Raw genomic sequence first — 20898 nt, forward strand, 5'->3', positions numbered from 1 at the left:
GTCGAGGAGAAAGGCCGGGTTGACCCTCCGGGGTCAGTCGTCGAACGGGGTGATGATTTCACAACTCACGGCCCGGCTCTTTTTGTTCCGGGGCATTTGCAGCACGATCATCTCGCCGGGGGACAGGTACGGGTCCGACTCCGGCAGGTCGTCGCCCAACGAATTGGGCATATGGCGGGAGAGTACTTTCAAGACGGTCGGGAGCACCGGTCGGTGCGTGCACAGCACCACGGGATGTTCCATGTCGAAGAGCTGCTCGACCACGGCGGCAGCTTTCTTGGGAGAACGCTTGTGGGAGGCCTCGGTCAACTGCGACCGTTCCTTGACCTTGGCGTTGTACTTCTTGGCGAACGGAATCACCGTGGACATGCAGCGCAACCACGGAGAGGTGATGACCCGGCGGGGTTGCCAGGCGGCCAACAAGCGGGTGACGGCCAGGGCTTGCCGTTTGCCCGTGGCGGCCAGGGGGCGGTCACCTTCGGCCCGCTGCCACGAAGAACGGGGCTTGGCCTTGGCGTGGCGCACGATGATCACGGAGCGGGTGGCCAGGTTTCCGTGGCGGTGCAACCGGACCAGCTCGTCGAGGGGCTCGCGGTCGTCGTCGTTGGTCAGCATCTTGCGCGCGTGGTCGGCGGACACCCATCGGAGCTCGTCCACTTCACCGTGATCCGGTTTGGCCTTGGCGGACGGTGAGATCTCGGCGGCCCAGTACTTCACCAGCTTCCACTGGTCCTTGACCTGGTAGCGGATCTCAGGCAGTGGCACACCAAGGCGCACAGAGAGACCTACTTCTTCACGCAGTTCACGCACCGCGGTTTCCGGGAGAGTTTCCCCGTTGTCCTGCTTGCCCTTGGGCCAGGACCAGTCGTCGTAACGCGGCCGATGAATGACCAGCACTTGTAGCTCACCTGCGCTGATACGCCAGCACAAACAGCCTGCGGCGTAGATGTCGATCTTTCCGGAGGCATTACTTTTCGCCATGACCCGCTCTCTGTCTGATGGACCGAGGTGGCGCACACGGATCCACCTTGAGGGGTGGAGCGGCACCTCTTCGATGCTATCCGGTGATCCGCTATCCGGTGATCTCGCCCCGGAACATCACGTCCAGGTGCCAGCGCTCGAAACCGAGTTTCTCGTACAGAGCCATGGCTGCGGTGTTGTCCCCGTCGACGTAGAGCATGACATCCTCGAGGTCCTGATCCGCGAGGTAGTTGATGCCCGCCGCAGTCAGCGCCTTGCCCACACCGCGGCCCTGCTGCTCGGGGGAGATGCCCACCGCGTAGACCTCGCCCATCGCGGGCGAACCATCAGAGGCCGGGTGAATCTTGGTCCAGTGGAAACCCTGGATGTCCTGGGGATCCTCCGCGCGTACGGCCAGCAGGAAGCCGGGTGCGTCGAACCAGTCCTCGGCTTCCCTCTGCCGCAGGTCGTCGAGAGTCATCTTGCCCTGCTCGGGGTGTTCGGAGAAGGCTTGGGAGTTGACCCGCAGCCAGCCGTTCTCATCACGATCCACCTCGAACGGACGGATCTCGAGGCCCTCGGCCAAGTCCACCGGCAGGGGAAGATCCGACGCCCCACGCAGTGAGCGCTTCAACCGGTAGAGGTCTCGCACGGAGCTCAGCCCGTAGGTTTCCGCGAGCCGTTGAGCACCCGGATGATTGCCGTGGGCCCACGCCTCCACGGTGCCCTCGACCTGCCCACGGACCTCACGCGCGAGGGCCGTGCCGATTCCCGCACCGCGGTGTTCGGGGTCCACCACCAGTTCAACCGTGAAGGTCGAGGCCTGATCCGGATCGGGATTGATGACGGCCGCGCCCACCAGGGCGCCGTCCTGGACGGCGGTGACCGACCGGAGCCCCGCCTTGGCCGAACGCACGTCAACCAGAGTTTGGTCCGAGAAGGGGGGATCGCCGTCGGCGCGTGCGGCTCGCTGAGCCAAGTCCGACACTGCTGCGGAATCGGTGATTCCGTCCTGGCTGAAAATGGTCACGGCCATGGCATACCTCCACTACGAGCGGTTGACCGGCGCGTCAGGACTCGGTGTCCCGACCCGCCGTGAAGCTGTACCCCACGTTACGCACCGTGGTGATCAGGTGCTCGTGATCGGCACCCAATTTCGCGCGCAGCCTTCGAATATGCACATCCACCGTGCGAGTGCCGCCGTAGTAGTCATAGCCCCACACTTCGGACAGCAACTGAGCCCGTGTGTAGACCCGCCCCACGTTCTGCGCCAGGAACTTGAGCAGCTCGAATTCCTTGTAGGTGAGGTTGAGCGGAGTGCCGCCGATCTTCACGGTGTAGGAACCATCGTCGATGGTCACGTTGCCCGCGCGGATCAACGTGTCATCCTCGGATTCCTCGGCCACCTTGGCGCTCGCGAGCCGCAGTCTCGCCTCGATCTCCGCGGGCCCGGCATTGGTCAGTACCACGTCCGTGACACACCACGACGCCGCCACGGCCGCCATTCCGCCCTCGGTCAGGGCCACGAGCACGGGGGCGGGGTTGTCACGAGCGGCCAAGGCTTGGGCCGTGTTGCGCGCGGCCACCATGTTGGAGGTGCCGTCGAGAACCACGACATCCGGTCGCTGCACTCGCTTGAGCGCCCCGGGGGAGCTGAGGGGCACCACCTCTATCTTGTGCGACAGCAGTTCGAGTCCCGGCAAAACGCCGGCAAGCGCGTTCGTTGCATCGCTGAGCAGCACAATCTGGAGCACGGATCATCCCGTCAGTGGTGAGCGGAGCCCCGTACGGGAGTTCCCCGGGAGGCTGTGACGACCATTATAAATATTCGAAAGGTCCGTTAACTTTCACCGACATGGCGGGACATCCAAGCTCCGGTCCAGTTGCACGCTGACGTGTTCCCCACGCGGGGGCGGTTAGGCTGAAGGCAGCATTTTTCCCTGACCGTGCGCGAAGGACACCCATGAGATACGCAAGAATCATCGGCGCTGCCGCCGTCTCGCTGATTCTTGCCCTCGCCGCCAGTGTGCTCGGCGGCTGGCTCCCCTTGATCGTCTCCGTGGCCATGGCCGTGGTCATCGCCGTGGGATGGCCCGCTGCAACGGGCATCAACGCGCGACGTAGGCACAACGTGATCATTGCGGTGGCGGGTGTCATCGCGTGCTCACTCGTCACCTTCGTCCCGGATCAGCAACTGATTTGGCTTCCCGCGGTGGTGGGTGTGGCGTTCATGGCCGTGTGCGTGGCCGAGCTCGTGCGCGGCGAAGGTGCCAAGGGGCGCCTGGAATCCACTCTGGCCTCCGTCACAGGCGTACTCGCCGCTGTCAGTGCCTCCGGCTGGGTCGGCCTGGGCCACGTGGAAGAACTGTACGGACTGGGAACCTGGGTGACCCTGGCGGGCGTGGGCCTGCCGCTGGCCGTCATCATCACCGTTGTGGGATTCCGGATCATCTCGGCAGCGCCCGAAACCCCCAAGCGACGGGGCCTGTTGACCCTCGGCGTAACACCCGTTGCACTACTCGGCGTGGCCGCACTTTTTGCCGGTCGGGTGCTGGGCTCCGTGGTAGCTTAGAGCCATGCTTGCACTCGAAATCTTCTTCCTCGTCCTGTTGGTTCTGGCCGGTCTCGCTATCGGCGGCATTGCACTGAAGGTCATCACCAGCCTCTACAAGGGCCAGCTCTAAATCCATGCCCGTAGAGATCCCCACCAATCTCACCCCGGAGCTCGTGCCGTTCGCATGGCTCCTGGGAACCTGGGAGGGTGACGGCTTCGTCGGTTACGGAGACGCCGAACAGCGTGCGTTCCGGCAACGAGTCACGTTCGAGCAGCACGGTCTGCCGTTCGTGATCTATCGTGCCCAAACCACGCTCCTCAATGAAGAGGGCGAATCCCAGCGCGAGGCCACCTACGAACAGGGTTTCTGGGAACTGGCTCGTCCCCGCGAAGACGGCGACATCGGTCCCGGCATGCTGCCACCCGATCCCGTGCCGGTCCTGAAGGCCGCACAAGACGTCGAGGATCTGCGCAACGCGGACGGTGGCTTCGACATCTCCGTGTCCATGCTGCACCCCGGCGGCATCTCCGAGCTGTACCTGGGGCAGATCAAAGGACCTCGCGTGGACCTGGCCACTGACGCCGTGATGCGCGCTCAGGGTTCCAAGGAGTACGCCTCCGGGACCCGGCTCTACGGTCTGGTCAATGGGAATCTCATGTGGGCCTGGGACATGGCCGCCAACGGTCACGAACTGGCCACGCACGCCTCCGCCGAACTGAAAAAGGTTGATCCGCAACAGTGACTTCCACTGAATCCTCGTACCGATCCGTTCTTCTGTCGCGTCCCGGCGCGGTGGAGGCAGAAGGCCTGGACGAGGGGGTGGCAGGCCACTACGGAGATCCCGTTCCCGAACAACGCGCCCTCGCGCGCGGCACCGGGTACGTGGACCAGTCGCAGCGCGGCGTGGTCACCGTGACCGGCGCTGATCGTCTCAATTGGCTCACCACGCTGTCTTCTCAGGTGCTCACGGGTCTGAAGCCAGGACAGAGCACCGAAACCATGTTCCTGAGCGTCCAAGGCAGGGTTGAGTACGCTCCCCACGCCGTGGATGACGGGACCACCACGTGGCTCATTGCCGAGGCCCAGGAAGCACCGGGGTTGGCTGCGTGGCTGGAGTCGATGCGCTTCGCCCTGCGGGTCGACGTTGCGGACGTCACGGACCAGTGGGCCGTTATTGCCGCGACCAAGGATCTGAGTTCGGAACTGGCCGGTGCCCCGGAAGGCGAGCAGGCGGCGTCGGCATCCGTGATCACGTGGCGCGATCCCTGGCCCGAGATTTCTCCGGGTGGCTACGCTTACAGTGCGGCACCGGAACACCCGGGGCTGGAACGCCCCTGGTTCGAGCACCTGATTCCTATGACGGTACTGGATTCAGCGGCAACTGCACTGAACCAGCGTGGACTCGTCCCGGCGGGTTCCTGGGCCGCGGAGGCGCTGCGCATTGCCGCGTGGCGCCCGCGCTGGGGTGCCGAAACGGATGTCAAGACCATTCCCCACGAGCTCGACTGGATGCGCACGGCAGTGCACCTGTCCAAGGGTTGTTACAAGGGGCAGGAGACCGTGGCCCGTGTGCACAACCTGGGACACCCGCCGCGTAGGCTCACGTTCCTGGATCTCGATGGGTCCCAGCACACCCTGCCGTCAGCGGGGGCGGAGGTCACGCTCAACGGTAAGAAGGTGGGGCAGGTGACGTCGGCGCGACTGCATTATGAGGCCGGCCCCATTGCGTTGGCCGTGCTCAAGCGCAACGTGGACCCGCAGGCCGAGCTGCTGGTGCGGGACACTGTCGAAAGCGCCGCGGCACAGGCTGACGCCACCCTGCCGGAGGGCGCCGAGGACGCGGGATCGACCGAGCAATGGTCTGCCGCCCAGACCGTGGTGGTCCAGCCCGACGCGGGTTCCGTGGTCGGTAGGCCCAAGGACCTCATGCGCGGACCTCGCGACGGCGGCATGCGACTTTAGGTCTCGCCAGACAAGAGAATCGCGGCGGTTCAGGTAGCTACCTGAACCGCCGCGATTCATCTCTCTGCCCCGGCCACGGGGAGGGGTTGCCTTGCAGTGGGGCCGGTGCCGGTTCGCCAGCGCCGGTTCGCCGACGCCGCCGGGAGACTACCGCCCGAATAGCACCATGGCCTCTTCGTAGCGATCCAGCGGGACCTCCTTGAGGCCGTCCAGTGCCTCGGCGAAGTCCACGCGCACCACGTCGGTGCCGCGCAGGGCGCACATCTGACCCCAGTCCTGATCCGCGGCCATGGTCGCTGCAGCCATGCCGAGACGCGTGGCGAGTACACGGTCGAAACCGGTGGGCGCGCCGCCGCGCTGGATGTGCCCCAGGATGGTGTTACGGGTTTCGATACCGGTGATGTCCTCGATCTCACGGGTCACGTAATCCCCGATGCCGCCCAGGCGCGGTCGGCCGGATGCTTCCTGGCCCTTGCCCGCGATGGCCTCTTCGTAGCCTTCGGGGATGAAACCCTCGGCCACGACCACGAGCGGTGCGCGACCGCGGTCGTAGACTTCCTTGACCCACTTGGAGACCTGCTCCATGGAGACCCCGTATTCGGGGATCAGGATCGCGTGGGCACCGGCCGCCATGCCGGAATGCAGCGCGATCCAGCCCACGTGGCGGCCCATGACCTCAGCCACCATGCAGCGGTGGTGTGATTCACCGGTGGTGCGCAATCGGTCCATGGCGTCGGTCGCGATAGACACGGCGGTGTCGAAACCGAACGTGTAGTCGGTGGCCTTCAAATCGTTGTCGATGGTTTTGGGAACGCCCACCACGGGGAGCCCCGCATCCGCAAGCCTCTTGGCGCCGGCCAGCGTGCCCTCGCCGCCGATGGCAACGATCGCGTCGATCTCGTTGGCCTCCAGCACCTTGGCAATGTTCTCCGGACCGCCGTTGGGGCCGTCGAACGGGTTGGTCCGCGAGGTGCCCAGAATGGTGCCGCCCTGGCGCGCCAGGCCACGAACACTCTGGCGAGGAAGGTCCATGATGTCGCCTTCGACCACACCGCGCCAACCGTCACGGAAGCCCACGAACTCGTGGTCGTAGGACTTGATTCCGTGCAGGACAGCACCGCGGATCACGGCATTCAGTCCGGGGCAGTCTCCACCGCTCGTCATTAGGCCAATTCTCATGCGTGCTTCAGCGCTCCTGGGTGATCGAGTGTCGAACCTTCCGTTTCCAGTCTAGTGAGTTGGGAGTATTGCGGATGAAGGCCGGTACCGCGCCGTGTTCAACACTCGTTAACCCCGCCAACTAGGATTGATCGCGAGACGTATACAGGTGCCGCCCGCGGCACAACCCACTAGGAGGACATATGACCCCGCAGCAGGAACCGGCACGGGAGAACCTCCGCGAGTTCATCGACAAACTTGTGGAACAGGGGTACACGGTGCGGGACGGGCAGTCTCCGGACCCGGACCTCATCGATCCAGGTGGAAGCGCCGTGGAGACGTGGCGCGAGGGCTACCCGTATGACGAGCGCATGTCCCGCGAGGACTACGAACTCGAGAAGTACCAGCTCCAGATCGAGCTGCTCAAGTTTCAGTACTGGGGTCAGGACAATGACCTCAAGCACGTGATCGTGTTCGAGGGCCGTGACGCCGCAGGCAAGGGCGGCACCATCAAACGCTTCACCGAGCACCTCAACCCGCGTGCCGCACGTACGGTGGCGCTGAACAAGCCGTCGGACCGTGAATTGGGTCAGTGGTACTTCCAGCGCTACATCCAACACTTGCCCACCAATGGCGAGATCGTGCTGTTCGACCGTTCGTGGTACAACCGTGCCAACGTGGAACGCGTCATGGGCTTCTGCACCGACGAAGAGTACGAAAGTTTCATGGAGCAGGCACCCACGTTCGAGCAGATGCTCGTGGACGCGGGAATTCACCTGACCAAGTTCTGGTTCTCCGTGACCCAGCACGAACAGCGCACCCGCTTCGCGATCCGCCAGATCGACCCCGTGCGCCGTTGGAAGCTTTCGCCCATGGACCTGGCTTCCCTGGACCGCTGGGAGGACTACACCGTGGCCAAGGAAGAGACCTTCCGCCGCACGGACACGGACCACGCGCCGTGGATCACCATCAAGTCCAACGACAAGAAGCGTGCCCGACTAAACGCCATGCGCTACTTCCTCAACCAGTTCGACTACGAGGACAAGGACACCTCGGTGGTGTACCCACCGGATCCGCTGATCGTCCGGCGCGGCCGCGACGCCGTGGACGACTGACGACCACCGGTCGTTGAACAGAAGCAGGGACCCGCACCACGTGGTGCGGGCCCCTGCTTCTGCTGGCTGATCCCTCAGGCGATCTCGTTCAGTTCCTCCTCGGCCCGGGCGAAATTGTGGCGGTCCACCAGGAACCACGAGGCCGCCGAGTTGACGGCCGCCACGGTCAGCACGGAGGGCCACGCGCCGATCTTCTTGGCCAGCGGGTGGGACAACCCGAAGCCCGCCAGGTACAGCACGCTCAGGCCCGCGGTCGTGGCGGGTCCGGCGGACTTGTACCAAGTGCGTCCGGCCATTACGCCGTCCGCCAGCAGGGCCACACCGCCCAGCGCGCGGATTTTGGTCAGGCGGGCCACGGCGTAGCCACCGATCAGACCACTGGCGACCACGGCGGAGCTGGGCATCTCCACGGGGGAGGGTAGCTGCTGGTCCACGGAGTGCAGGGTTTCTTTGAAGTTCATCTACTTGGCTCCCAGAACTTTCTGTAGGCGGGACAGGCCCTCGGCAAGATCATCGTCTCCCAGGGCGTAGGACAGGCGCAGGTAACCGGACGGGCCGAACGCTTCACCAGGGACCACAGCCACTTCGGCCCGTTCCAGGATCATTTCGGCCAGCTCTGCGCTGGTCTGGGGCGTCACGCCGTCGAATTCGCGACCCAACAGTGCGGTCACGTCCGGATAGGCATAGAACGCGCCGGTGGGGGTGGGGCAGACCACGCCGTCAATGGCATTGAGCCCGTCAACGATCACCCGACGACGGCGATCAAAGGCCTCGCGCATGGCAGTCACCTGGTCCATGGGCCCGTTCAGGGCGGCGAGTGCCGCGCGCTGGGCCACGTTGTTCACATTGGAGCTGAGGTGGGACTGCAGGTTGGCGGCGGCATTGATGACATCCTTGGGGCCGACCATCCACCCCACGCGCCAACCGGTCATCGCGTAGGTCTTGGCCACACCGTTGAGCAGGATCAGGTGCTCGTGCAATTCGGGAGCGGCCTGGGCGATCGAGGTGAACTCCACGCCGTCGTAAGTCAGGTGTTGGTAGATCTCGTCGCTGATCACAAAGATGCCCTTGGACGCGGCCCATTCGCCCACGGCCTTGGTCTCCTCGGCGCTGTAGACCGAACCGGTGGGGTTGGAGGGCGAGCAGAACAGCAGTGCCTTGGTGTTCTCCGTGTAAGCGGCCTCAAGCTGTTCGGGGGTGACCTTGTAATCCTGATCCGCGCCGGCAAACACCTCGACGGGGTTGCCCCCGGCCAAGCGGATGGCCTCGGGATAGGTGGTCCAGTAGGGGGCGGGGAGCAAGACGTCGTCGCCCTCGTCCACCACGGTCTGGAATGCCTCGTACACGGCCTGCTTGCCGCCGTTGGTGACCAGAACCTGCGACGGTTCTACGGTCCAGCCGCAATCACGAGCGGTGGCGTCGGCTATTGCCTGACGAAGCTCGGGCAGGCCTGCGGCGGGGGAGTACCGGAAGTTCTTGGGATCCTTGAGAGCCTCGGCGGCAGCCTCGACAATGTAATCGGGGGTCGAGAAGTCGGGTTCACCGGCACCGAAACCGATCACGGGACGCCCCTCGGCCTTGAGCGCCTTGGCCTTCGCGTCCACCGCGAGGGTCGCGGACTCGGCAATCGCGTCGATCTTGCGGGAAATTCGCTGCTGAGCTGGGGGCATGGTGGTCAACTCTCCTCGGTTCGGTGACGGCGTCCGCCCTGACTGCGCAGCCAGTAGGCGCTCGCCTCCCAGTTTAGGCGCGGATCTGCTTGCTTTGCACGGAGGGCCCCGTGCGCGTACCATGGCTTGTTGGTGCGTTTACTTTCGCACGCCTGAATTCGGACCGAGTGCCGGATCGGTCGGGCGAAGGTGGTAAGCTCATGCACCGTGTTCGTGGTCTTGTGTGAACAAGCCGCAAACTGAAGGGCAGTGGCGCAATTGGTAGCGCAGCGGTCTCCAAAACCGCAGGTTGCAGGTTCGAGTCCTGTCTGCCCTGCTTCAGACCTACAACGGCACATAAACCACCGCCGGGAACCAATCCACGCAGGGGAGAGCCGATGTCGCACACCGTTACCGGAGAAACCTCGGACCAACCCGCTGGATCCAATCAGCAGCGGGGCTTTTTTGGTCGCATCTGGTTGTTCATCCGACAGGTCATCGGCGAGCTGAAGAAGGTCGTGGCGCCTTCTCGCCGCGAACTCGTCAACTACGTTCTGGTCGTGCTGGTCTTCGTGGCCTTCATGATGTTGCTGATTTCGCTTCTGGACCTGGGCTTCGGTCAGGTTGCCATTTGGCTCTTCGGCAACGGCGAACAGGCCTGAGACCACTCAATCTTCTAGTCGTCCATAGAAAGCAGGAATCACCAGTGACCGACCACGAGCTCGAAAACGAAGCCACTGAGGCAACGCAGCCGGAGTCCGCCTCGGCGGATGCTGCGCAGTCAGAGGCTGCCGAGAGCGTGTCCGCCACTGCCGATCAGGCTGAGCAGGCCCCGGCTGAGACCGAGACCGCAGACGTCGATCAGGCCGACGCCACGGAAGCCCCGGCTGAGGCACCGGCAGAGGCAGAGGGTGCTGAGGAGCAGGACACCGAGGACGAGGTCGACCCCGTCGAGGAGTTCAAGTCCAAGCTGCGCCGCCAAGAGGGCGACTGGTTCGTGATTCACACCTACGCCGGTTACGAGAATCGCGTGAAGACCAACCTGGAGACCCGTATCCAGTCCCTCAACATGGAAGAGGACATCTTCCAGATCGAGGTGCCCATGGAAGAGGTCGTGGAGATCAAGAACGCCCAGCGCAAGACCGTGCGCCGCGTTCGGATCCCCGGCTACGTGCTGGTTCGCATGAACCTCACCGACGCCTCCTGGGGCGCGGTTCGCCACACCCCGGGCGTCACCGGATTCGTCGGGCAGGATGCCTACAACCCCGTGCCGCTGCGCATGGACGAAGTGTTCGAGATGCTCGCACCGGTGTTCGAGACCCCGGAGAAGGCCAAGGGCCTGGGCGACACCTCCGGCGGCGGTGCCGCGGGCGGTGCGGCGGAACCGGCCATCACCGTGGACTTCGAGGTCGGCGAGTCCGTGATCGTGAAGGAAGGTCCGTTCGAGACCCTCCCCGCCACGATCTCCGAGATCAAGGTGGAATCCCAGCAGCTCGTGGTGCTGGTGTCCATCTTCGAACGCGAAACCCCGGTCACCCTGGGCTTCCACCAGGTCACCAAGATCTGATCTGGTCTTTAATTTTCGGACACCCCCGGATGAGCTTTGGTCCGGGGCGTTTCCGTTCGGTCACCGCGCCACGGTGACCACCCGCCGTCGTACGCTCCTGTGCGGCGGTACGTACAGCAAGCAAAGGACCATCACATGGCTCCCAAGAAAAAGGTCGCAGGCCTGATCAAGCTGCAGATCCAGGCAGGTGCCGCTAACCCGGCTCCTCCCGTGGGTCCCGCACTGGGTCAGCACGGCGTCAACATCATGGAATTCTGCAAGGCCTACAACGCGGCCACGGAATCCCAGCGCGGCAACATCGTGCCGGTGGAAATCACCGTCTACGAGGACCGTTCGTTCACTTTCATCACCAAGACCCCGCCGGCTGCTCAGCTGATCAAGAAGGCTGCAGGCGTCGCCAAGGGTTCCGGTGTGCCCCACACCAACAAGGTCGGCAAGATCACCATGGACCAGGTCCGTGAGATCGCCGAGACCAAGAAGGAAGACCTCAACGCCAACGATGTCGAGGCTGCTGCCAAGATCATCGCCGGCACTGCCCGTTCCATGGGCATCGAGGTTGCCTGAGCGCTCTAACTAGCTCTCAGTACCAGACATTTTCCCGTGGCAGGGCCGAGCGCGGTCCGCAGACCACAACTGCACAAGGAGAACAAGCAGATGGCAAAGCGCAGCAAGGCATACCAGGCGGCTGCCGCCAAGATCGAAGAGGGCAAGTTCTACGCCCCCGCCGACGCAGTCGCCCTGGCCAAGGAATTGGCCGAAGGCAGCAAGTCCGACCCCACCGTCGAGGTGGCCATGCGTTTGGGCGTTGACCCCCGCAAGGCGGACCAGATGGTTCGCGGCACCGTGAACCTTCCCCACGGCACCGGTAAGACCGCTCGCGTGGTCGTCTTCGCAACCGGTGACAAGGCTGCGGCTGCTGAAGCAGCCGGCGCCGACTACGTGGGTTCCGACGACCTGATCGCCAAGGTCCAGGACGGCTGGGTGGACTTCGACGCCGCCGTGGCCACCCCGGACATGATGGGCAAGGTCGGTCGTCTGGGTAAGGTTCTGGGTCCCCGTAACCTGATGCCGAACCCCAAGACCGGCACCGTGACCATGGACGTGGCCAAGGCTGTCGGCGACATCAAGGGCGGCAAGATCGATTTCCGTGTCGACAAGCACTCCAACTTGCACTTCATCATCGGCAAGGCGTCCTTCGACACTCAGAAGCTGGCCGAGAACTACGGCGCTGCACTGGAAGAGGTGCTTCGTTTGAAGCCCTCCGCTTCCAAGGGCCGTTACGTCACCAAGGCCACCGTTGCCACCACGTTCGGCCCGGGTGTTCCCGTGGACCCGAACGCCACCGAGGTTGTCAGCGAGGCGTGAGCATCGCCCGTGCCCGGATGAGGCACGGTTGACGCTATAGAACAGAAGGGCTCGGACCATTCATGGCCGGGCCCTTCTGTCTTGCCCGAGGCCGCAGCGGTAAACTAGGCAGTAGACTTGCTATTTCAATCGGCTGCAATGGTGCATGATCGATTGTAGGCAGGTGCGTTCCGAACAGCTCGGAGCGTGAAAGGAGTCCCCCGTGAGTCAGACATCAGCGCTTGCCATTGAGCTGATGCGTATCCCTGACGAGTTCGATCAGGCCGCGCAGGATCAACTCGGGCAGGTAGCCGCCCTCGTGCAGGCCTCGCGTCGTTACGTGTGGGGGACCTCCGAGCTGAGCAATGAGGCCCATGACATCTACCGTGACCTCAAGGACCCGTACGAACGGGTCAATATTCTGTGTGCCTACATGGACGGTCGGCTGGTCGGTCGGGCGGAGGTGCGCATGCCGTTGATCGCCGACACTGATGTCGCCCAGATCGTGGTGGACGTGGACCCGGACGAACTGTCCGAAGGCATCGGACGGACCTTGTTGTCGGCGGCCGAGCAACTGGCGTACGGGGAATCGCGGCGCGTGATCCGGTTGGTGACGGAACATCCGGCGTCGGAATTGCGAGCCCCGGCCGGTCCCGGTGACGGAAGCGTCATGGGCGGTGAAACCAGCGGTGTGGGTGTCGAATGGATCGACGCCGCGGACGGTTCCGGGAAACTTCCTGCGAGCCACCGGCAGACCCGCTTTGCCGAGCACGCCGGCTACGAACTTCAGACCGTGAGCAGTTTCGCGCTGCTGGACGTTCCCTTGCCGCAGGAGCGCCTCGAGGCAATCGAACGGTCGTTGGAAGAAGTACCCTTCGCCGATCGCTACGCACTGCACACGTGGGTTGGTTCTGCGCCGGAACACTTGTTGGAGCCGCTGGCTCGACTCCACGCGCGGTTGCCGAGCGACTCCTTCGTGAAGCCGATCGTGACCGATCCGGACCCGTGGGACGCCGAACGCGTGCGCCGCACCGAGCAGCTGCGCGAAGAAGACGGAGACCGGTCCCTCATGGCCGTGGCCGAGGACCGGGACGCCGGTGAGCTGGTGGGAATGACCGAACTGATCCTGGCGCAGCACCGACCCACCCTGGCCCTCCAGGACGAGACGCTGGTGATCCGCGAACACCGAGGGCGCCGGCTGGGCATGCGACTGAAAATGGCCAACCTCAAACAACTGGTCGAGGTGCAACCCGAAGTGGACACGGTGTACTCGTGGACCCACACCGGCAACGACCGGATGAACTGGGTCAACGTACAATTGGGTTTCCAGGACGCTGGGCAGTCCGCCGTGTGGATGAGGGATTTCCGGGCCGACTGACCCAGGGTCTACCAGGGCAGGGCCAAGGCCTCGGTCCGGGCACCTGCGGATAAGCCCTCGACCGGCACACTCAGCAGCGCTTGGGCGCTGGACAACCCTCGAAGCATGTTGGCGCCGATCTGCCTGCATGGTGACCAGGCGCCGTCGGCGTGTTGGAAAGCCGGGACCAACCGTTCGCGGCGGGTGCCGGCAATCTCGTGGGCGACCGTCACGCTGACCGGCACCGGAGCAGGGCGGCCCAGGAGTCCGCAGAGGAATGGCACAGCCAACACCGTCAGCGCCGTCATGGCTGCCAAGGGATTCCCCGGCAGGGCGAGCACCGCGGTGCCCGGGCCGCACGCGGCGAACAAAGTGGGATGACCGGGTTGAAGATCCAGTTCGTCGATGATCGGTGTCGTACGACGTTCCAGGTGCGCTCGCACGTGATCGGCGCGGGAGCGGGCCGTGCCTCCGGTCGTGATGACGAGCGGCACGCGGTCCGTGATCGCGACGTCGAGGGCGGCCGCAAAGACAGCAGCGTCGTCGGGCAGCCGCCGCACGGAATCGACACGTGCGCCCAGGGACGTGAGAACGGGCGGCACCGTGGGCGCGAAGGCGTCGCGGACGAACCCCGGTGTCGGAACCCCTGAGGATTGGACCTCCGAACCCGTGAGCAGTAGCCGTGCATCCGGAACGGGAACCACCGGTACCTTGTCCACCCCGCTCACCGCGGCCAAGGCGATGTCCGCCGGACTCAGGACGCTCCCGGCGGTGAGAATCCTTTCGCCGGATCGACATTCGGTCCCTGCGGGCCTGATGTGCCGGCCCTCGAGTTCGGAGGTCGGGCAGGAATCGTCGAACCGTAATTCATCTCCGGTACGCAGCGCGTATTCATCCCGAATGACGGTGTCGGTTCCGCCGGGGATCACCCCGCCCGTCACCACGGGCACGGCCTGACTCGGAGCCAATTCGAGAGCCGCAGTGGACGCGGCATCGTGCACAGAAGTGTCCCCGGTCATCACTCGCCAGGGGCCCGAGCCGCACACGGCATAACCGTCCATGGCACTCGAGGCGTAATGGGGCACAGGGCACAACGCGTGGACATCGCAGGCCAGGGTCGCTCCGACCGCGTCCACGAGGTCCACCGATACGGCGGAAGAACGGGTGCTGACCAGCGCACGGCCCAGCTCGTGAGCGATGTGCTGCGCAGCGCCACGGCGTGCATGGCGAACGACCTCGACGCCGCGCCACCACGTTCCGTCGGGCAATGGGGGCGGGGGCGCTGACTCAGCCACCGGCAAACGGAGGCAGCACGTCCACCGTGGCCGCCGGAGCAATGGGCGATTCCGGATCCTTGCGGGCCACGCCATTGACCAGCCAGGAACACTGAGGAAGGACCTGCGCCAGGGTCTTTTCACCCGCGGGGGCCACGGGGTGCAAATGAGTGAGCACTTGCTGAAGTTCCGAACGCGTCATGGCCGTGTCAGCGGCCACTTCTTCCTGCTCGGTGCCTGCGGATGCGGCGGCGGCCGCGAAGTAACGAACGAGCACTGTTGTGTCAGCCTCCAATGGCGCTCATGCTGCGATCGGGCTGAACATAATCCTCGGAGTCCAGGCCCGCGTGGTCCATGCCGTGGGCGCGGGGTTTGACCCACATGGCAGCCCGCCAACGCTGGGCGATGTCGTGGTCTGTTGCGTCAGAGCGCAGCAACTGCATCAGGTCTGTCTCGTGGTGGGAGAACAGGCACGAGCGCACCCTGCCCTCGGCGGTGATGCGGGTGCGCGTGCAGTCCGCGCAGAACGGTTCGGTCACGGAGGCGATGATGCCCACGGTGCCGATAACTTCTGTTCCTCCGCGTTCGCGCACGATCATTTTCTCCGCGGGCGCGCCGTTACGCGGATCCCGATCCGCGCTCAGATCGAAGTGCTCGGAGAGGTCCTCGCGAATCTCCGCAGCGGTCACCATGTTGGTGCGGGTCCAGCCGTGATCGGCGTCGAGCGGCATCTGCTCGATGAAGCGCAGCGAACAATTGTGCTCGAGCGCCCAGCGCAGCAGCTCGGGGGCTTCGCGGTCGTTGACGCCGCGCATCAAGACGGCGTTGAGCTTCACCGGAGACAGCCCCGCAGCCTGCGCGGCGGCCACGCCCTCAAGGGTCTCGCTGAGTTTGTTGCGGCGCGCGAGTTGCTTATACGTCTCGGCGCACAGGGTGTCCAGGGAGACGTTCACGCGGGTCATGCCAGCCGCGACAAGCCCTTCGGCGCGCTGGGCCAGGCCGATCCCATTGGTCGTCATGGAAACTGGGAAGCCGGGCAGCGCCTCGGTCACCGCGGCCACGATTTCTTCGAGGTCCGGGCGGATCAGGGGCTCGCCGCCGGTGAGCCGGAGTTCCTTGACCCCGAATTCTTCTGCGGCAATGCGGGTGAGCCGCACGATCTCGTCAGTGGTCATCAGGGACGACTTGGACAGCCAGTCCATTCCCTCCGCGGGCATGCAGTACGTGCAGCGCAAATTGCACTTGTCCGTGATCGAAATTCTCAGGTCCGTGGCCACGCGCCCGAAGCGATCCACCAGGGGCCCCTGTTCGGGCACGCCCCGGGTCGGTAGCGCTTGCGGGATACCGAGGAAAACGGACATGGGGCCAGTCTAAGGCGTGTGTCCAGCCCGCTTAGGGTAGGGGGTATGAGCCGCAGCATCGACGATCACGCCGCAGCCGTCTGCGACGCCCTCGCCCACGGTTACGACGCCGCCGTCGCCGGTCTCGAGCTTCCCTTGGCTCGGGCGCGTGGCCGCGTGCTCGCTCGGGACCTGACGGCTCCGATCTCGCTGCCGCCCTTCACGAACTCCCAAATGGACGGGTTCGCCGTGCGCAGCTCGGAGTTTCGCAGGACTCCGGATGGAGAAGGAAACGTCACGCTGCCCGTGTCCGGAACGCAGGCGGCCGGGGCCGCGCCGTCGGCCCTCGCACCCGGCACCGCCATGGCCGTGATGACCGGAGCCGCCCTGCCCGCCGGCGCCGATGCCGTGATTCCCGTGGAGCGAGTCACACCCTCATCCTTCGACACCGATCGCATCACCGTCACGGCGGAGAACGCCGCCACGATTGACCCCGGGACTTTCGTGCGCGCGGAGGGCAGCGACGTCGAACGCGGTTCGGTCGCCTTGCCCGCCGGGACCACTCTGGGACCCGCCGCGCTGGGTGCGTGCGCCGCACTGGGTCTGGACGGCGCTGCCACGGTGACGGTGCGAAATGGCCCAGCCGTCCTGGTGGTGACCGGTGGGGACGAAGTCCTCGCGGCCGGGCAACCCTTGGAACCCGGTGCCATTTACGACGCCAATGGTCCGCTGCTCGAGGCGTGGCTCGAGGAAGCGGGTGCGTTCTCCGTGACCACGCTCAGCGTCACGGACGACCCGGAAGAATTTTCCCGGAGACTTCGAAAGGCCGTGGCCGGCGCAGCTCCCCATCTGATCATCACGAGCGGGGGGATCAGCGCCGGCGCCTTCGAGGTGGTCCGAGTGACCTTGGAACGTGAAGCCCAGATGTGGTTCGGGCACGTGGCAATGCAGCCAGGAGGGCCCCAGGGCCTGGGCGTGTACCGGGACGTACCCGTGGTCTGCCTTCCCGGCAACCCTGTCAGCACGTGGGTCTCGTGCGAGATGTTCCTGCGGCCCGCTCTTGCGGACGTCTGGGGTTGCTGCACGCCACCCCGCTGGGCCTCCGCGGTTCTCGCAGAACCAGTACGCGGTCTGCCCGGTCGCACCCAGCTGCGTCGGGGTGTTCTCGAAACGACGGACGACGCCGCGCGGGAACCTGTCGTGCGCTGCGTGGGGGGAGCGTCGTCGCACCTGTTGATGTCAGCCGCGCGCGCTAACGTGTTGCTGCGGATCCCCGCGGGAGCCAACGAACTCACGTCCGGGACACGCGTACAAATTTTGCCCGTCAGTGGCGGGGCGATCAGACAGGAGACGGCCAGTGAGTGACAACCAGGAACGGTTGACGCACGTGCGCGAAGACGGCACGGCGCACATGGTGGACGTGAGCGAGAAAGCCGTGACGTCTCGCGAAGCCACCGCGGTAGCTGAGGTGATCACGCGACCGGACGTCATCGAGCTGCTGGCCACCGGCGATCTCCCCAAGGGCGATGCCCTGGCCGTGGCCCGGATTGCCGGCATCATGGCGGCAAAGCGCACTCCTGATCTGATTCCGCTGTGCCACCCGCTGCCGTTGTCCAAGGTCACGGTGGATCTGGTTCCGGGCGAAGACCGTGTGAGCATCAGCGCCACGGTCAAAACACGCGGTGTCACCGGGGTGGAAATGGAAGCCCTGACGGCGGCCAGCGTTGCCGGACTCACGCTCTACGACATGATCAAGGCCGTGGACAAGGCCGCCCAGATCACGGGCGTGCAGGTCGTGGCCAAGTCCGGCGGTAAGAGCGGCGATTGGAGCAGACAGTGACCGACACCCACGGGCCCAGCGATGAGCACGGGGTCAAAGATCACGGTCCCCATCGGGACGAATCACACGGGGCGAACCTGCTGGGCCGCCGCGCGGTGGTCGTGATCGTGTCCTCGTCCGCCGCACGTGGCACGGCCCAGGATCTGTGCGGCCCCATCCTGCACGAGTGGCTCACCGGAATGGGGCTCGCCGTGGATCCGGTGCGCGTGATTCCGGACGGTCCGGAGGTCGAGCAAACCCTGCGCGAGCTCACAGAACAGACACCGCAGGCCGAACGCCCAAGGTTCATCGTGACCAGCGGCGGAACCGGTCTCAACTCTGACGACGTCACCCCGGAAGCCACAGCGCGGATCCTGGAACGGGAATCCCCCGGAGTCATGCACGGCTTGTGGGCGTATGGGCTTCAGAAGACCGCCACCGCCGTAATGAGCCGCGGGGTGGCAGGTCAAGTGGGTATGACATTCGTCGTGAATCTGCCCGGTTCCAAGGGTGGGGTGAAGGACGGGATGGCGGTGCTCGAACCGCTGCTGGACCATATCAGCGCTCAACTGGAGGACGTGCACGGCCACGGGGAGGAGCGCGGTACGGCAGCCGAACCCGCGCCAGCGGCGTCGTCGTCCCGAGTACTGCACGCACAGGTGACGAACGAGCCCTTGGACCCGGCGCGCGCCCAAGCGGCCGTGAGCGCGGCTGACTGCGGGGCGGTGGTGGGCTTCAGCGGTGTGATTCGTGACCATGACGACGGCCGCTCGGGCGTTACGGGACTCGAGTACAGCGCTCACCCGGATGCCGACACCGTGATCCGCCAGGTGGCCGAGGAGATCGCGGTGGAGTTCCCGCAGGTGCGGATCTGGGCCGAACATCGCATCGGCTCGCTGGCAGTGGGGGACAGTGCACTGGAAGCCGCGGTCGCGTCCGCCCACCGCAAGGAAGCCTTTGCGGCGTGTGATGCCTTGGTGGACCGCATCAAGGCCCGCGTGCCCATCTGGAAGCGACAGACCTATACCGATGGCACCCATTCGTGGGTGGGCCTGGACGGATGACGACTCATGGTCAGCAGAATCGTGGTTCCCACTCGAGTACGGAAATTGTCTGCGGACGGTGAAGAATTCACCGGACCGGACAAGCTCGCGGGTGAAGAACCGTTGGAGATCCGGCTCAACGGCGAACAGTTCACCGTGACCATGCGCACGCCCGGCCACGACTTCGAACTGGTGCCCGGCTACTTGCTGAGCGAAGCAGTCGTCCGGCAGATGGACCACATTGCGGGGATGGATTACAGCTCGGGTGTGGACCAGGACGGCCATCGAACCTACAACGTGATCGACGTGCGGCTGGCTCCGGGAGCGCCGGGGCCCAAGAGGGTTGCAGCGCGCAACGTCTACACCTCGTCCTCGTGCGGGGTCTGCGGGACGTCGTCCATGGAGGAGATCGTCAAGCCGAGTTCGTATCCGCTGCCGCCGGTGCGCCCGGTCATGGGAGCGGAACGGCTCGTGCGGTTGCCCGATGAACTCCGCGATCATCAGAAGGTCTTCGATGCGACCGGGGGAGTCCACGCCGCAGGGTTGTTCCTGGCCTCGACCCAGGAGCCGCTCGTGGTGCGGGAGGACGTGGGCCGGCACAACGCCGTGGACAAGGTCATCGGATGGGCCATGCACCACGACAAACTCCCGCTCAACGACTGCGTACTGCAAGTGTCCGCCCGGGCATCCTTCGAACTGGTCAGCAAGGCCGCCATGGCCGGAATCCCGGTGCTCTCGGCCGTCAGCGCGCCCTCGGCACTCGCGGTGAAGCACGGCCGCGAGCACGGGGTGACCGTGGTGGGTTTCAACCGCCGCGGCACGTGCAACGTGTACACGCACCCGGAGCGGATCAGGGAGTAGAAAGCTCGCCACGAGACATCCGAATCTGCGGAACGTGGTGCGGGAACTGTCGATTTGGCGTGCCCCGAAATCGTCGGGTACATTGGTGCGTACCTAAGACCGCCGGTCATCACGCGTGCGCAAGCCTGTGTGATCGAAGAGTTCTCCGGAAACGGAGAATGGCCAGCGCAGGTGAACCAGCACGAATCTTTTCGACAGCGTCCTGCGGAGTGAACCGTTTGCGTTGTGTATCAGGTCGAGCCCCGGGCATCTGCGCGGGGCTTTTTTGTGTTCCGAAGCGGATCACGAGAATCCGGCATACACAAGCAAGGAAGGAGCACCATGGCGAATCCTGAAAAGGCTGCCGCGGTTGCGGAGTTGAAGGAATTCTTCTCCAACTCGCACGCTGCCGTCCTGACGGAGTACCGCGGGCTCACCGTGGCTCAGCTGAAGACGCTGCGCCGCGCACTCGGTGAGAACGCTGAATACGCCGTGGTGAAGAACACGCTGACCGCAATTGCGGCCAAGGAAGTCGGCATCGACGCGTTCGAGGGCCAGCTTAACGGCCCCTCGGCTATCGCGTTCATCTCGGGTGACCCTGTCGAAGCTGCCAAGAGCTTGCGTGACTTCGCCAAGGACAACCCGGAGCTGATCGTCAAGGGCGGTTACCTTGACGGCGTTGCAATGGACGAAGCGGAGATCAAGAAGCTTGCGGACCTCGAGTCCCGCGAGGTTCTGCTGGCCAAGGTCGCAGGCGCTGCCAAGGCGTCCCTGTCCAAGGCTGCCGCGCTGTTCCAGGCCCCGCTGTCCAAGACCGTGCGCACCGCAGAAGCCCTGCGTGCCAAGGTCGAGGAACAGGGCGAGAACGCCGCCTGATCCCTCACGGGATCCCCTGGGTTTCGGGTTCCGGTTCCG

Annotated in this window: 23 protein-coding genes and 1 tRNA gene; 15 read left to right on the forward strand and 9 right to left on the reverse strand. The window is 64.9% G+C overall.

Annotation, left to right across the window (positions count from 1 at the left end):
* Positions 1–33: 33 nt before the first annotated feature.
* The 3 genes from EWV37_RS11870 to EWV37_RS11880 all read right to left on the reverse strand — a co-directional run bounded on the left by EWV37_RS11870 (position 34) and on the right by EWV37_RS11880 (position 2714).
* Entirely contained in the window at positions 34–981 is a 948-nt protein-coding gene (locus EWV37_RS11870; protein WP_129701798.1) for an NUDIX hydrolase, read from the reverse strand.
* A 91-nt stretch (positions 982–1072) separates the two neighbouring features.
* Complete coding sequence (gene mshD, locus EWV37_RS11875) at positions 1073–1996, reverse strand: mycothiol synthase (RefSeq protein WP_129701800.1); 924 nt, start codon at positions 1994–1996, stop codon at positions 1073–1075.
* A 34-nt stretch (positions 1997–2030) separates the two neighbouring features.
* A complete protein-coding gene (locus EWV37_RS11880) occupies positions 2031–2714 on the reverse strand; it encodes a winged helix-turn-helix transcriptional regulator (protein ID WP_129701802.1) in 684 nt (227 codons plus the stop codon).
* Positions 2715–2923: 209 nt separating this feature from the next.
* Here EWV37_RS11880 and EWV37_RS11885 point away from each other — a divergent pair, with 209 nt between their 5' ends.
* The 3 genes from EWV37_RS11885 (at position 2924) to ygfZ (ending at position 5477) form a co-directional block, all read left to right on the forward strand.
* Positions 2924–3532: a hypothetical protein gene (locus EWV37_RS11885; protein WP_129701803.1), complete on the forward strand. Its 609-nt coding sequence runs from the start codon at positions 2924–2926 to the stop codon at positions 3530–3532.
* A 116-nt stretch (positions 3533–3648) separates the two neighbouring features.
* The gene (locus tag EWV37_RS11890) at positions 3649–4257 is read left to right on the forward strand and encodes a nitrobindin family protein (RefSeq protein ID WP_095796545.1); all 609 of its coding nucleotides are present in this window, start codon (positions 3649–3651) and stop codon (positions 4255–4257) included.
* Positions 4254–5477, forward strand: coding sequence for a CAF17-like 4Fe-4S cluster assembly/insertion protein YgfZ (gene ygfZ, locus EWV37_RS11895; RefSeq protein WP_095796546.1), 1224 nt, complete (start codon positions 4254–4256; stop codon positions 5475–5477). Before EWV37_RS11890 ends, ygfZ begins: the two co-directional genes overlap by 4 nt.
* A gap of 147 nt (positions 5478–5624) precedes the next feature.
* On the opposite strand, the gene EWV37_RS11900 is transcribed toward ygfZ, so the two are convergent.
* Positions 5625–6656, reverse strand: a complete 1032-nt coding sequence (locus tag EWV37_RS11900; RefSeq protein ID WP_129701805.1) for a 6-phosphofructokinase — start codon at positions 6654–6656, stop codon at positions 5625–5627.
* 182 nt (positions 6657–6838) lie between these two features.
* On the opposite strand from EWV37_RS11900, the gene ppk2 reads away from it, so the two are divergent.
* A complete protein-coding gene (ppk2, locus tag EWV37_RS11905; protein WP_095796548.1) occupies positions 6839–7750 on the forward strand; it encodes a polyphosphate kinase 2 in 912 nt (303 codons plus the stop codon).
* Positions 7751–7824: 74 nt separating this feature from the next.
* On the opposite strand, the gene EWV37_RS11910 is transcribed toward ppk2, so the two are convergent.
* Together EWV37_RS11910 and EWV37_RS11915 are read right to left on the reverse strand one after the other, a co-directional pair.
* Positions 7825–8211 (reverse strand): hypothetical protein, encoded by a 387-nt coding sequence (locus EWV37_RS11910; protein ID WP_129701807.1) that lies wholly within the window; start codon positions 8209–8211, stop codon positions 7825–7827.
* Positions 8212–9420 carry a pyridoxal phosphate-dependent aminotransferase gene (locus EWV37_RS11915; protein ID WP_129701809.1) on the reverse strand — a complete coding sequence of 403 codons (1209 nt, stop codon included), beginning with the start codon at positions 9418–9420 and terminating at the stop codon, positions 8212–8214.
* Positions 9421–9663: 243 nt separating this feature from the next.
* On the opposite strand from EWV37_RS11915, the gene EWV37_RS11920 reads away from it, so the two are divergent.
* The 6 genes from EWV37_RS11920 (at position 9664) to EWV37_RS11945 (ending at position 13688) form a co-directional block, all read left to right on the forward strand.
* Positions 9664–9736, forward strand: a tRNA-Trp gene (locus EWV37_RS11920).
* A gap of 61 nt (positions 9737–9797) precedes the next feature.
* Complete coding sequence (gene secE, locus EWV37_RS11925; protein ID WP_129701811.1) at positions 9798–10061, forward strand: preprotein translocase subunit SecE; 264 nt, start codon at positions 9798–9800, stop codon at positions 10059–10061.
* 44 nt (positions 10062–10105) lie between these two features.
* Positions 10106–10966, forward strand: a complete 861-nt coding sequence (gene nusG, locus EWV37_RS11930) for a transcription termination/antitermination protein NusG (protein ID WP_095796551.1) — start codon at positions 10106–10108, stop codon at positions 10964–10966.
* Between the two features lie 135 nt (positions 10967–11101).
* Positions 11102–11530, forward strand: a complete 429-nt coding sequence (gene rplK, locus EWV37_RS11935) for a 50S ribosomal protein L11 (RefSeq protein WP_016995820.1) — start codon at positions 11102–11104, stop codon at positions 11528–11530.
* A 90-nt stretch (positions 11531–11620) separates the two neighbouring features.
* The gene (gene rplA / locus EWV37_RS11940; RefSeq protein ID WP_095796552.1) at positions 11621–12331 is read left to right on the forward strand and encodes a 50S ribosomal protein L1; all 711 of its coding nucleotides are present in this window, start codon (positions 11621–11623) and stop codon (positions 12329–12331) included.
* A 202-nt stretch (positions 12332–12533) separates the two neighbouring features.
* Positions 12534–13688, forward strand: a complete 1155-nt coding sequence (locus EWV37_RS11945; protein WP_129701813.1) for a GNAT family N-acetyltransferase — start codon at positions 12534–12536, stop codon at positions 13686–13688.
* Between the two features lie 8 nt (positions 13689–13696).
* Here EWV37_RS11945 and EWV37_RS11950 read toward each other — a convergent pair whose 3' ends face one another.
* The 3 genes from EWV37_RS11950 to moaA are packed head-to-tail and all read right to left on the reverse strand — an operon-like array spanning position 13697 to position 16302.
* On the reverse strand, positions 13697–14962 hold the full coding sequence (locus tag EWV37_RS11950) for a molybdopterin molybdotransferase MoeA (protein ID WP_238663244.1): 1266 nt from the start codon (positions 14960–14962) through the stop codon (positions 13697–13699).
* Complete coding sequence (locus EWV37_RS11955) at positions 14955–15218, reverse strand: MoaD/ThiS family protein (protein ID WP_095796663.1); 264 nt, start codon at positions 15216–15218, stop codon at positions 14955–14957. Before EWV37_RS11955 ends, EWV37_RS11950 begins: the two co-directional genes overlap by 8 nt.
* Before the next feature lie 7 nt (positions 15219–15225).
* The gene (gene moaA, locus EWV37_RS11960) at positions 15226–16302 is read right to left on the reverse strand and encodes a GTP 3',8-cyclase MoaA (RefSeq protein ID WP_095796555.1); all 1077 of its coding nucleotides are present in this window, start codon (positions 16300–16302) and stop codon (positions 15226–15228) included.
* 45 nt (positions 16303–16347) lie between these two features.
* Here moaA and EWV37_RS11965 point away from each other — a divergent pair, with 45 nt between their 5' ends.
* From EWV37_RS11965 to rplJ, 5 genes are all read left to right on the forward strand, one after another.
* On the forward strand, positions 16348–17646 hold the full coding sequence (locus EWV37_RS11965; protein WP_095796556.1) for a molybdopterin molybdotransferase MoeA: 1299 nt from the start codon (positions 16348–16350) through the stop codon (positions 17644–17646).
* Entirely contained in the window at positions 17639–18121 is a 483-nt protein-coding gene (gene moaC, locus EWV37_RS11970) for a cyclic pyranopterin monophosphate synthase MoaC (protein ID WP_095796557.1), read from the forward strand. The genes EWV37_RS11965 and moaC overlap by 8 nt, the downstream gene beginning before the upstream one ends.
* A complete protein-coding gene (locus EWV37_RS11975) occupies positions 18118–19164 on the forward strand; it encodes a molybdenum cofactor biosynthesis protein MoaE (protein ID WP_238663245.1) in 1047 nt (348 codons plus the stop codon). Before moaC ends, EWV37_RS11975 begins: the two co-directional genes overlap by 4 nt.
* 6 nt (positions 19165–19170) lie before the next feature.
* Complete coding sequence (gene fdhD, locus EWV37_RS11980) at positions 19171–20004, forward strand: formate dehydrogenase accessory sulfurtransferase FdhD (RefSeq protein WP_129701815.1); 834 nt, start codon at positions 19171–19173, stop codon at positions 20002–20004.
* Between the two features lie 321 nt (positions 20005–20325).
* Entirely contained in the window at positions 20326–20859 is a 534-nt protein-coding gene (gene rplJ / locus EWV37_RS11985) for a 50S ribosomal protein L10 (RefSeq protein ID WP_095796559.1), read from the forward strand.
* The last annotated feature ends 39 nt before the right edge of the window (positions 20860–20898 follow it).

It is taken from the genome of Kocuria carniphila (genome assembly GCF_004136555.1).
GTDB lineage: Bacteria > Actinomycetota > Actinomycetes > Actinomycetales > Micrococcaceae > Kocuria > Kocuria carniphila.